Genomic DNA, 11,019 nt, shown 5'->3' with positions numbered 1-11,019 from the left:
TATGGGATAGAAGGACTATGATAAGACCCTTTGAAGATAAGGACAAAGAACTTGCGGAGCTTATGAAAAAGTATAACATGTTATAAAAAGGAGGAGAGACATGGTCTGTTTAACACATCTTGAGCTATGTCCTTATTGCAAAAGGATAGCACTTAGGGTATGTGAATATGAAGAACCCTATCCAAGAGTGGAGGCGGAATGCCAATGCTGTGGCTACAAGGCTTACGATGTGCCTATGAGATTGACACAGGAAGACTTTAGAAGCATATTGGACAAGCTGGGAAGAAAGCTCATAGGAGAGGTTTGCATAGATGACCGGTGCGGTTCTACCAAGGTGATAAGGCTTATAAAGGAAGGTAGTTATGCGGAATACCGTTGCCTTGAGTGTGGCTCGGAGTGGAACAGCGATGAGGTGCAAAAAGCTATAGATAGGGTAAAAAAGGTGCAAAGTGGCTTAAAAAACGGAAACAGGCTTATGGAACTTCTTAAGGCTGGAGAAGGTGAATGCCCTCTCTGCGGATGGGACATAGGTCATATGCATGTGGGATATGCGGTTTCCATTGAATGCTTTGTTTGTGGCTATCATACAGATACAAGGGAGGTCCTACCTCAAGTAGACCCCTCAAGCCTTGAGTGTCCTGAGTATGAAAGGTCGGAGGAGACAGGTTGAGAGTTCCCCATCAGGAGTTTATAAGGTATGAAAACTGGAAGGAGCGGTTTCTAAAGGACTACGAGCTTATAAGCTCAAGGGATGTGGACAAATTGGCACAAGAAATTTCCAGCCTGTATCCTCAAAGGGAAGAAAGGCTTCTAAAGGCTCTCATCTCCATGTATGTGGGAGGCTACGAAAAGAGGGTGGAAGACCCAGAGGTGCGTTATTGGACCAACTGGGCGGGAATAAAGACCTACAAAACCTTCAATGGCTTTCCACAACTTTCAGATACAGAGCTTGCCTTTGTCTTCTATGCCATGGGTAAGGTCTTTGTCCCTCTCCTTTTGCACGAAAGAGGTGTAAAGTCTGAAAGCTTTAAAAGCCTAAGCCCAGAAGACCAAGAGAAGGCGGTAAAAGAAGAGTTAGAGGTCGTATGGGAAAACCACCTCATAAGAGTTCTTCAAATACTACCCTTTCTTGGACTTAGTTCCACAAGCATATAAAAGCCATCCTTGCTGGGAAGAGCCTTGACACTCCAACCGTGAAGCTCTGCTATGTGCCTTACTATGGCAAGACCAAGACCCATACCCTGTGGGTTTTCAGAATGGTATGGCATAAAAATAAGCTCTTCTTTTCCTTCCTCTATACCCACCCCATCGTCTTTGTAGATTATCATGTTCTCTTTTAACTCAACCCACACCCTCTTTGCACCCCACTCAAGGCTGTTATTAAAAAGATTGAAGAACATATCCCTTAATAGCCTCTCGTCACCTGCCACCTTCAAAGAGCCATATACCTCTATGGAAAGACCCTCATAGAGCCTTGAGACCTGCCTGAGCAAATCTCCCAAGTCCACATCCTTAAATTGAGGCTCTGTATCCACAGAAAGGCTTCTAAACTGGTCAATGGTCTTTTTGACCCTTTGAATCTCTTGTAGCATAAGCTCAGCCATCTGTGCTACACGTTCCATATCACACTGACCCCTTTGCAGAGACCTTATAAGCCTTTCAAGGTTTAGACTTATGGGAGTGAGAGGGTTTTTTATCTCATGGGCTATCCTCTTTACCGCCATCTGCCAAGTCTTAAAGCGTTCCGCAAGAATAACCGCCTCAAGGTCTTCGTAAACCACGACCTTTCCAAGCTCAAGCTCAATAAAGCTTTGTCTTACGTTGCTTTTCTTTGCAAGCTCCTCGTAGGTTTTGTTATGAAACCTTTCCCCATCCTTTGATATAAACACTATACCCACCGGTAGAGCATCAAAGAGGGTCAAAAGAATCTCCTTTTCCCTGTTTAGCCTTTGGTATAACGCCTTTAACTCCTCTTTCATCCTCAGAAAACTGCTTGCAAGCTCTTGCACCTCGTCTCCCGTTTGAGGCACTTCCACATGAACTTCAAAGTTCCCCTTTGCTAACTCTCCAGCCTTTTGTGAAAGCCTTTCAAGAGGTAGGCTAATGTATCTTGCAACGAGATTGCCAAACCATACCGCAGAAAGAAAGGAAACGAAACCCGCAAGCACTATAAAGTATATGTATATGCCACCTATTATGTCCCTTGCCTTTACCATATTCCTTAACTCACCCGCAGTCTGGTATATGTAATTGACTAAGGAGTTAACTTCTGAGCCTCTTCTTATAACTACACTGTAGCCATCAATACACAACACAGCCATTTCTTCCTCAAGGCTTTCCTCGCAGTTTGGATTTTTGATAACCCTAACACCCTCCAAGGCTTCAAGCACCTGAGGTTCCACACCCTTTTCCTTTAAAAGCTCTGCAATTTTCCTATAGTCCTCTATTTTTTTCTTCTCCCCTTCCTCTATAAGAAGTTTTAAATCTTCTGACCTTCTTGCCACCTCCTTTAACTGTCCGCTCACAAAGGACTTGGTAGATTGCAAAAGTATTATGGCGGTTGCTATGTTAAGGAATATAAGAGGCGCTATAATGTAGAGCAAAAGGCTTGTGGAGAGCTTACGCCTTAATGGACCACTCCTGCCAGTAAGGTAGGTTTTTATAAACTTTCTAAAAAATATAACAAAGACCACAAAGAGGATAAGCAGGTCAAGGTTTATAACCAAGAGGACAAGTGGATAGCTTATACCCCATATTTGCCTAAGGTTGTCTAAAAAGGCTATGTTTATGAGGACAAAGACAGAGAGAAAAAGGAAAAAGGCAAGGTAAAGCTTCAATGCATTTCCTTCTCCTTAATGTGCTGGTGTTTTACCATTTCTCCCTCAGACCAGTATATGGTCATCTCCGCTATGTTTTCTGCGTGGTCCGCCATCCTTTCAAAGTGCCTCGCTATAAAGGAAAGGTGCAAAGACCTCTTTATGTTTCTTGGGTCTTCAAGCATGTAGGTGATAAGTTCTCTTTGCACTTGATGGTATAGCTCATCTACCATATCGTCCCTTTCTATGACCTTTTTGGCAAGGCTTATATCCCTTTGGAAAAAGGAAAGCACCGCATCCTCTATCATGCTTTTCACATTTGCAGCCATAAGGGTTAGGTTTACATAGGGTTTTAATGGTGGCTCTTGTGCCAAAAGTATAGACCTTTCCGCTATGTTTTCCGCCTCGTCCCCAATCCTTTCAAGGTCAGAGACTACCTTATAAATACCCATTATAAGCCTTAAGTCTACCGCCTCTGGCTGATATAGGGCTATCATCCTTATACACCTTCTCTCTATCTCCACCTCCATCTGGTCAATCTGGTCATCTCCCTTTATGACCTCCTCCGCAAGCTCCACGCTTTGCTTGTTTAAAGACTCTATTGCCTTGTCCACAGCCTCCTTGACAAGACCTGCCATCTTTAAAACAAGGTTCTTTGTCTCCTCAAGCTCCTGAAAAAGTTTCATCATGACCCTCCATATTATAGTATTTTAGTGACCTTTTGTTAAGATTTTGTTAAAGGCTTTCCTTGTCTATTCTCATCTCCACAAGTTTACCCTCAAGTTTAAGGGTAAGTATGACCTCTCTGTGGTTTTCTCTTTTGCTTACAAGGATTGCCTGAGCATCCGCTAATATCCTTTGAGGCTCACCCTCTTCCACTATCTTTCCTTTGTGTATTCTTATTACCCTGTCCGCAAGTCTTAGGGTTTCTTCCTTGTCATGGCTAACCATTAAAGCGGGTATTGACGCATTTTTTTGGAAGTTCCTTAGCTCTTTTTGAAGTTCAAGCCTTAGGTCTGGGTCAAGGGCAGAAAGAGGTTCATCAAGCAGTAAAACCTTTGGCTCTTTTGCAAGGGCTCTCAAAAGGGCTACCCTTTGTTTTTGCCCTCCCGAGAGTTTGTCAGGTTTTTTGTCCTTTAGACCCTCCAAGCCAGCCATCCTGAGAAGTTCTATGGCTCTGTCTTTGTCCTTTTTTCTCATCCCATACATAACATTTTCAAGCACTGTCATATTGGGAAAAAGGGCATAGTCCTGAAAGACAAAACCCACGTTCCTCCTTTGAGGTGGCAGGTTTATCCTTCTCTTTGAGTCAAACCAAACCTCTCCATCTACTTCTATATAACCCTCTTCTGGTGTTTCAAGCCCTGCTATACATCTCAAAAGGGTTGTCTTTCCACTACCAGACTGTCCAAGAATAACAAGAAATTCCGCGCCTTTTACTTCAAGCTCTACGTCAAGCCAAAAATCTCCATCAAAGCCATGCAGGAACTTTTTTACCCTTGCTCTTATCACAGGCTCCACCTCCTGTTAATGGCGTATAGCATGGCAAGGCATATAAAAGAAGCCACAAAAAGAATACCCGCATAGACGTGTGCGGTCTTGTAGTCTATGGCTTCCACCGCATCGTATATGGCTATGGATACCACACGGGTTTCTCCCTCTATGTTTCCACCTACCATCAAAACCACACCAAACTCTCCTATGGTATGGGCAAAGGATAACACTATGCCAGTAAGCACAGAAGCCTTCATGTTGGGAAGTATTACTCTAAATAGGGTTTCAATCTTTGACTTTCCAAGAGTCCAGCTGGCTTCTATGATATTTCTTGGCACGCTTCTAAAACCGGAGGTAAGTGGATGCACCATCATAGGCAGGCTATATATGACCGAGGCTATAACTATACCCTCAAAGTGGAATACAAGCTGGTAGTCAAATAGCCTATACCATACAGAGCCTATAATGCCGTTTTTACTCAAAAGCAGTAGAAGGTAAAAGCCCAAAACTGTTGGTGGTAGGACAAGAGGAAGGGTAACCAGAGCTTCTATAACGAGCCCCAGCTTGCTTTTTGTGTAAGCAAGGTAGTAGGAGAGTGGAATGCCTATTATGAGTAGTATTATGGTGGTCCATATGGAAAGTTTTACTGTAAGCCATATGGGCACTGGGTTTATATCCGCCATCATCTCTCTTCACCTGGCAAGACAAAGCCGTATTTGACGAATATTCTTCTTGCCTCTGGAGAGCCTATAAAGTCGTAGAACCTCCTTGCGTTTTTAACCTTGCCTCCCTCTTTTGTAATGCCGTAGCCTTGTTCAAGCCTTTCGTGCTTATCTTCCGGAATTAGCCAGTATTTACCTCTTGCCTGCAGTTCGGGAGCCAGTGCCAAGGAAAGTGCTATAATGCCAATGTCCGCCGCACCCGAGTATACAAAGCTGGCAGCTTGAGAGACGCTTTCTCCAATCACTAACTTGTTCTTTACCCTATCAAATACACCATAAGCCTCAAGGGCTTCCTTTGCTGCCTTTCCATAAGGTGCATGCTCCCAGTTGGCTATGGCTATCCTTCTAACTCTTCGGTCAAGTAGCACCTCTGGAAACTTAGAGGGGTCAAGAGGAGAGTCCTTTCTGGTCCAAACCACTATTCTACCAATGGCATAGGGTTTTGGCTTCGTTATTATATGTCCTTCTTTGTAGAGCTCTTCCACATACTTCATGTTGGCAGAAAAGTAGATGTGAAAGGGTGCACCAGCTCTAATCTGTGCGTAGCCCTTTCCAGAGGAGCCAAATACGAGCTCCACCTTGTCCTCTGGATACCTTTTCATATAAAGGCTTGCAATTTCCCTTAAGGCATACTGCAGGTCTGAAGCTGCAAAGACCCTTATGAGCTCCGCATGAGCAAGACTAAAAAGCCCAAGAAGTAAGAAAAGCAGTGTCCTCACAGTAAAACCTCCTCAAGGGATTTTTTCTCATAACCCGGTAGGTAAGAAAGTAAGCGTGTGTGCCTTTTGCTTTTGAGAAAGTCAAGAACTCTTAGAAAGTTTCTGTCCTCTTCTAAATCCGCTCTGTAGCAAAGGCAATAGTCCTCCCACTTTACACCTAAGAAACTAAGTCCATACTCAAGGGCATAGGCTTTTGTGGTAATTCCCGCATCACCAAAGCCTTCTCTTAGGCTAAAGGTTATCTTTTCATGACCTCCAGAGACCACTCTGAAGTTCTCTATTGCCATGTCCTTTCTTAACTCTTCAAAGACCTTCCTTGCACCGCTTCCTTCCTCTCTTGCAAGCCAAAGTTTGCCCTTTAGTTCCTGGAGAGAAAGCCTTTCTCTAACCGCTATACCTTCTTCCCAAGAGAAGAGCTTTACAACCTTATATCCCTTGCCAAGAAAACTTCTTGCCAGCCTTATGTTCTCTTCAAAGCTTCCCATATGGATGCCTGCCATATGAATAAAACCATCTTTGAGAAGCTCAAGAGCCTTCATGCTTGGAAGGTTTATAACCAAAAGCCTTATTCCCTCTTCTCTGAGGGCTTTTGAGAGGAGTTTAAAGGAAGGGTCGCAACCCGCAAAGGTGTATGTGGGTAGAGTTTGTCTATTGAACCACTCCACTTTACCCTCTTTGAAATAGCCCTCTGGGCAGTCTTCCGCCTCTGACAGGTTTATTGGAAAGAGAACTCTCTTCTCATCTACCTGATAACTAACAAAAAGCCCTTCCTTAAAGCCTAAGAAGGGAACAAACTCTTCCTCTCCAAAAAGTTCCTCTACAGTGCATCTTAGAGCCTTGGCAAGCCTTAGAGCATAGTCTACAGAGGGGGTAGCCTTACCAGACTCTATGGCACTTATGGTAGTCCTTGGAATGTTTGTTATCTTGGATAGCTCCTCCTGAGACAAGCCAAGCCTTAGACGCCTTTCCTTGACCCTGTTCATTGACAATATATCGTATCTTAATGACAAAAAATTGTCAAGAGGTTAGTGCCTCCAGACCTTGTAGGCGGATATGAGTAGGATTAGCACGAGCAAGATTCTTAGCAAGCCTTGAGGTTTATTATCACTGTATGAAGGGGCAAGGAGTGAAAGAGGCTAAAAGGAAAAGAAGTTTCTATTCAATCTCCACATCTTAGCACAAGGGCTTGAACTTCTACAACTCCGTCTCTGAGCATATCTAAATCCCTTGCAGCGGAATAAGAGAGGTCAAGGATTCTTTCGGGTTTTAGTGGACCTCTGTCTATGACCTTTACGACCACTTCCTTACCATTCTTGAGGTTTTTTACCTTAAGGAGGCTTCCCAGGGGCAAGTCTGGACTTGCTGCATAGTAGCCATACATGTCATACCTAATTCCGTATGGAGTTTCTCTACCATGGTAAGGTTCTGCGTAATAACTGGCAAGACCTCTTATTGTTGTAGGGCATGTTCTTCTGTCATCCACTCCGCATCTTTGAATTTCAAGCTTTGCCAGAAATGGTGCTTCTCCGAGAATATCTCTAAACCTCTCGGGGACACATATACCTCTTATGTCTTCTCTTCTGAAAACCGCTATGGTTATACTTTTGCCAGTGAGTATGTTAACCACCCTTACTCTGCTTCCACTTTGGACCAAATTACTGTATGCTCTATCTCCTGTGCAATAAAAGCCTTCGGTCCGTAATACCTCAGGGCAGTTAACCCTTAACTCACCATCCGCTCCTATAGACCTATCCCACGCCGCTACATAACAGGAAGAAATAAGAAATAAAAAAAGAAGCAGAAAAGTTTTCATACCCTTCTAAATATTATAGACAAAATTAGTCCGTTGAGGTTTTGCATGAGGCTAAAGAGGGCACCAGGAAGGGCAGACTCTGGAGGAAAGTATCTGAGGGCAAGGACTGTAGCCAAACCAGAGTTTTGCATTCCCACCTCTATGGAAAGGGTTTTGGCATAGGTTCTGTCAAACCCTACAATTTTTGCAAAAATGTATCCAAGAAGAAAACCCAAAAGGTTGTGAAGCAAGACGAGTATAAAAACCTGTATGGAAAGTTCCTTGAGCCTCTCTGAGTTTAGGGCAAGAACAGTGGCGATTATAACTCCTATAAAAAAGACCGCAAGGTATGGTAATAGAGTCTCAAGATGCCTAATCCTTGGGAAAACCCTTCTTATAAGGATGCCTACCAAAACTGGCAATAGGACTATCAAAAAAAGGTCTAAGACCATTGAAGCTACCTGCAGGTCAACCCTTTTGCCTATAAGCATATAGGTGAGGAGGGGTGTCATTATAGGGGAAATGAGAGTAGAAAAGGTTGTCATGCTCACAGAGTAGGCAAGGTTTCCACCCGAGAGGTAGGTTATTACATTAGAAGCAGTGCCACCGGGAGCAGAACCAACCAAAACAGAACCATACATTATATATTCGTTGACTTTCAATAGAAGAGCGAGACCATAACCCAGCAAAGGCATTATGGTAAACTGTAAAAGCCCAGCGTATATTATTCTGAAAGGCTTTCTAAACACCTCGTAGAACTCTTCACCTCTTAGTGTTAAACCCATGCTTAGCATGATAAGTGCGAGAAGATAGGGAATAGCTGGCTTTAGTTGTAAGAAGAGCTCCTTTGCGTAAAGCCCTAATAGGCTAAAGGTAATTAGCACAACCAAAGTTATAACCGCCTGCATACTGCTATAATATACCCATGAAGCTATTGATTCTCATCCTCCTAATACTTAACATCGCCTCTGCCAAAGTGGTAGCACGTATAGATAGGGAGCAAATAACCTCCACAGAGCTCCAACAAGCCTTTAACGCATACTGGAGAGAAATACTACATTTACCTATAGCAAGAGCTACACGCAGAGACCTTCAAGAGTTTCTTGTGGAGTATGTAAGAAGCAAAATAATACAGATGGAAGCTAAAAGGATGGGTATATCCGTTAGCCCGCTGGAATTTGAGGAGTATGTGGAAAGGCATATAGGTAGTAAGCGTCTAAGTGATGTGGCGAAAGAGCTTATAACCACGGAGATACTAAGCCAAAAAATAGTAAACAGGATAGCAAGAGACCTTGATGTTAAGGATGGACAAATAACCGCCTACTATTACCTTAACCTAAGAGATTTTAAACTTCCCGCACGAGTGCTCTTGGAAAGGTATACAACAAGCAGTCTTGATACCGCTAACGAGGTATATTATAGGCTTTCAAGAGGACTACCTGTTAGAAGTGCAGAAGTAAGGGTAGGTCAGCCCATGTGGTATTCTATTCAGACATTGCCAGAGATAGTAAGACGCCAGCTGTATCCCTACGAAGTAGGTAAGACCACAAGACCTATAGAGGTAGGTGGAAGTTATGTCATTTTTAGAATAGCGAGCAGAAGAGGAAGTGGTATAATGCCTCTTGAGGAGGCAAAGCCCATAGTAAGAGAAAAGCTACTTAGGGAAAAAAGACAGGAGGTTTTCCAAAGATGGTTTCAAGAAGTTTCAAAAAGATACTCGGTGGAGTTTTACTTTGGACAACTTTAAGCTTTTCTGCGGTTCTTGTAGACAGGGTGGTAGCTTCCGTAAACTCAGAACCTATACTTGAGAGCGACATTAAGATGGGTATGCTCTACTATGCTACTAACGACTGGAAAGAAGTCCTTGATAAACTCATAGAAGATATGCTCCTATACCAGTTCCTCGTAGGAAGAGGTATGCAGGTGCCACCCGAACTAATAGAGCAAGCTTTAGTAAACATAGCAAGGGTAAACAGGATGACCCTTGATGGGATAGCTCAAGAGCTCGCAAAAGAGGGTCTTACCCTTCAGGACCTTAGAAGATTCTTAGAGAGAGAAATTTTGGCTACACAAGGGCTTATTGCCTTTCTTGAAAGGGAAGTTAGAGTCTCCGATGTAGAAATTGAGTTGGAAAGGCTCAAAAGTGGTAATATAAGGGTGGTTCGGAACATAGAACTTCTTGTAATAGATAGAAAGGATGAAGGGAAATTAAAGACAATATTTAGCCCAGAAAAGGGACTTGATGCTATAGCTAAGGAAATGGGAGTAAGCTTGGAAAAACTAAGGGTTGCGCGGGGGGATTTGGTGGAAGTTTTGGACAAAGAAGTTTGGAGAGCAAGCCTAGGTGAAATAGTATTTGCGGAAGATAAGGACCATGTGTATATAGCCAAGGTCCTATCACAGGAGGAAATAACCGAAGGCAAAAGCGTAGAGGAACTTAGAGAAGAGATTCTGCTAAGGAAAATGGAGACAAGAAGACAGGAGCTTCTCGAAAGGTTAAGAAGAAACAGCTTTATAAAGATAATCCAGTAGTTCTGAGAGGCTATCAAAAACCAAGTCTGGGGTAAAGTTAGCTTTCGATAGCTCTTCTTTTTTGTATTTACCCGTGGTCATAAAAACTGTTTTTATACCAAGCTCCTTTGCACCCATAAGGTCTGTATATATATCGTCGCTTACTAAATAAACCTCACTACCCCTCAAACCTTCAAGAGCGTATCTTATAAACTCTTCAGAGGGTTTGCCAAGATTAGGCAAGGCTTTGTCATATTTACAAGCATGAGCTATAGCTGTAGCAATTGACCCAGCCCCCGGAAAGTAAAGCCCATCATCGTCCTTTACGATTCTACTTAAATTTATAGGAATTAGCTTGGCATTTTTTAGAAAAACCGCAGAAGTGGCAATTTTTAGCTTGTTAAAATCAAGGTTTCTATCTTGACCTATCACTACTGCATCCACCATGTGGTCCTGCACTACTTCAAAGCCAAGAGTTCTTATGTATTCCTCTACCACAGGCATGCCTATAAAGAAGACCCTCTTTATACCTTGAGCTCTAAGATAGTCTCCAAGTATTGACAGGGGTGAAATAAATTCCTCTCTTTGAAGCTCCACACCTTTCTTTCCTAACTCCTCTATTAATTTGTCTGGCGGTCTTGTAGAGTTGTTGGAAACCACCCTAAAGGGTATACCTAAGGTTCTTATACTTTGCAAAAACCTTACCGTATCCTCAAAAGGGTTCAAAGCCTTATCCTTTACCAAAACTCCGTCAAGGTCAAGAAGTAAAACTGGCACACTCATTGCTTAAAGGGTATACTAATCCAAAGCTCATCAAAATCGTTTTCGCCTCTTTTTATATCCACTTCTATCTTTTCGATTTCAAAGTGTTCATATTTGGAAAACATTGATATAAGGTCTTCCTTAAGTATATCAATAAAGTTAGGTGGAAGTCCTTTTCTTTCGTAAGATAAAACAAGGGTAAG

14 protein-coding genes are annotated in these 11,019 nt (G+C 42.8%); 4 read left to right on the top strand and 10 right to left on the bottom strand.

Translation table 11 applies throughout. From position 1 onward, the window contains the following. Positions 1–100 precede the first annotated feature (100 nt). Positions 101–670 (top strand): hypothetical protein, encoded by a 570-nt coding sequence (locus WKI49_01515; GenBank protein MEJ7621180.1) that lies wholly within the window; start codon positions 101–103, stop codon positions 668–670. Further along, a complete protein-coding gene (locus tag WKI49_01510; protein ID MEJ7621179.1) occupies positions 667–1,155 on the top strand; it encodes a hypothetical protein in 489 nt (162 codons plus the stop codon). Before WKI49_01515 ends, WKI49_01510 begins: the two co-directional genes overlap by 4 nt. On the opposite strand, the gene WKI49_01505 is transcribed toward WKI49_01510, so the two are convergent. The 8 genes from WKI49_01505 to WKI49_01470 form a co-directional block, all read right to left on the bottom strand. Further along, the gene (locus WKI49_01505) at positions 1,113–2,837 is read right to left on the bottom strand and encodes an ATP-binding protein (GenBank protein ID MEJ7621178.1); all 1,725 of its coding nucleotides are present in this window, start codon (positions 2,835–2,837) and stop codon (positions 1,113–1,115) included. The two genes, WKI49_01510 and WKI49_01505, sit on opposite strands and share 43 nt — an antisense overlap. Continuing rightward, the gene (gene phoU / locus WKI49_01500) at positions 2,834–3,502 is read right to left on the bottom strand and encodes a phosphate signaling complex protein PhoU (protein ID MEJ7621177.1); all 669 of its coding nucleotides are present in this window, start codon (positions 3,500–3,502) and stop codon (positions 2,834–2,836) included. Before phoU ends, WKI49_01505 begins: the two co-directional genes overlap by 4 nt. Positions 3,503–3,551: 49 nt before the next feature. Beyond that, positions 3,552–4,328 carry an ABC transporter ATP-binding protein gene (locus WKI49_01495; GenBank protein ID MEJ7621176.1) on the bottom strand — a complete coding sequence of 259 codons (777 nt, stop codon included), beginning with the start codon at positions 4,326–4,328 and terminating at the stop codon, positions 3,552–3,554. Further along, positions 4,325–4,993 carry a molybdate ABC transporter permease subunit gene (gene modB / locus WKI49_01490; protein ID MEJ7621175.1) on the bottom strand — a complete coding sequence of 223 codons (669 nt, stop codon included), beginning with the start codon at positions 4,991–4,993 and terminating at the stop codon, positions 4,325–4,327. The genes WKI49_01495 and modB overlap by 4 nt, the downstream gene beginning before the upstream one ends. Next, positions 4,993–5,751, bottom strand: coding sequence for a molybdate ABC transporter substrate-binding protein (gene modA / locus WKI49_01485; GenBank protein ID MEJ7621174.1), 759 nt, complete (start codon positions 5,749–5,751; stop codon positions 4,993–4,995). Before modA ends, modB begins: the two co-directional genes overlap by 1 nt. After that, complete coding sequence (locus WKI49_01480) at positions 5,748–6,734, bottom strand: substrate-binding domain-containing protein (protein MEJ7621173.1); 987 nt, start codon at positions 6,732–6,734, stop codon at positions 5,748–5,750. Before WKI49_01480 ends, modA begins: the two co-directional genes overlap by 4 nt. Positions 6,735–6,910: 176 nt before the next feature. Then, the gene (locus WKI49_01475; GenBank protein MEJ7621172.1) at positions 6,911–7,564 is read right to left on the bottom strand and encodes a septal ring lytic transglycosylase RlpA family protein; all 654 of its coding nucleotides are present in this window, start codon (positions 7,562–7,564) and stop codon (positions 6,911–6,913) included. Further along, positions 7,561–8,451: a bile acid:sodium symporter family protein gene (locus WKI49_01470; GenBank protein MEJ7621171.1), complete on the bottom strand. Its 891-nt coding sequence runs from the start codon at positions 8,449–8,451 to the stop codon at positions 7,561–7,563. Before WKI49_01470 ends, WKI49_01475 begins: the two co-directional genes overlap by 4 nt. Before the next feature lie 17 nt (positions 8,452–8,468). On the opposite strand from WKI49_01470, the gene WKI49_01465 reads away from it, so the two are divergent. Continuing rightward, positions 8,469–9,290: a peptidylprolyl isomerase gene (locus WKI49_01465; protein ID MEJ7621170.1), complete on the top strand. Its 822-nt coding sequence runs from the start codon at positions 8,469–8,471 to the stop codon at positions 9,288–9,290. Next, positions 9,233–10,075 (top strand): peptidylprolyl isomerase, encoded by an 843-nt coding sequence (locus WKI49_01460; protein ID MEJ7621169.1) that lies wholly within the window; start codon positions 9,233–9,235, stop codon positions 10,073–10,075. Before WKI49_01465 ends, WKI49_01460 begins: the two co-directional genes overlap by 58 nt. Here WKI49_01460 and WKI49_01455 read toward each other — a convergent pair. Both WKI49_01455 and WKI49_01450 read right to left on the bottom strand, forming a co-directional pair. Next, a complete protein-coding gene (locus tag WKI49_01455; protein ID MEJ7621168.1) occupies positions 10,040–10,837 on the bottom strand; it encodes an HAD-IIA family hydrolase in 798 nt (265 codons plus the stop codon). The two genes, WKI49_01460 and WKI49_01455, sit on opposite strands and share 36 nt — an antisense overlap. Next, positions 10,834–11,019: cell division topological specificity factor MinE (locus WKI49_01450; GenBank protein MEJ7621167.1), on the bottom strand; the 186-nt coding region annotated here is incomplete at its 5' end. The genes WKI49_01450 and WKI49_01455, both read right to left, overlap by 4 nt.

This window comes from Aquificaceae bacterium (assembly GCA_037722135.1).
Lineage (GTDB): Bacteria > Aquificota > Aquificia > Aquificales > Aquificaceae > Pampinifervens > Pampinifervens sericum.
Note: the sequence above shows the minus strand (reverse complement) of the source record. Positions and strands in the feature narration are given on the sequence as shown.

Coding starts and splice junctions, on each gene's coding strand:
- WKI49_01515 (MEJ7621180.1), top strand. CDS start 101: ATGGTCTGTTTAACACATCTTGAGCTATGTCCTTATTGCAAAAGGATA.
- phoU (MEJ7621177.1), bottom strand. CDS start 3,502: ATGAAACTTTTTCAGGAGCTTGAGGAGACAAAGAACCTTGTTTTAAAG.
- modB (MEJ7621175.1), bottom strand. CDS start 4,993: ATGGCGGATATAAACCCAGTGCCCATATGGCTTACAGTAAAACTTTCC.
- WKI49_01480 (MEJ7621173.1), bottom strand. CDS start 6,734: ATGAACAGGGTCAAGGAAAGGCGTCTAAGGCTTGGCTTGTCTCAGGAG.
- WKI49_01475 (MEJ7621172.1), bottom strand. CDS start 7,564: ATGAAAACTTTTCTGCTTCTTTTTTTATTTCTTATTTCTTCCTGTTAT.
- WKI49_01470 (MEJ7621171.1), bottom strand. CDS start 8,451: ATGCAGGCGGTTATAACTTTGGTTGTGCTAATTACCTTTAGCCTATTA.
- WKI49_01465 (MEJ7621170.1), top strand. CDS start 8,469: ATGAAGCTATTGATTCTCATCCTCCTAATACTTAACATCGCCTCTGCC.
- WKI49_01460 (MEJ7621169.1), top strand. CDS start 9,233: ATGGTTTCAAGAAGTTTCAAAAAGATACTCGGTGGAGTTTTACTTTGG.
- WKI49_01455 (MEJ7621168.1), bottom strand. CDS start 10,837: ATGAGTGTGCCAGTTTTACTTCTTGACCTTGACGGAGTTTTGGTAAAG.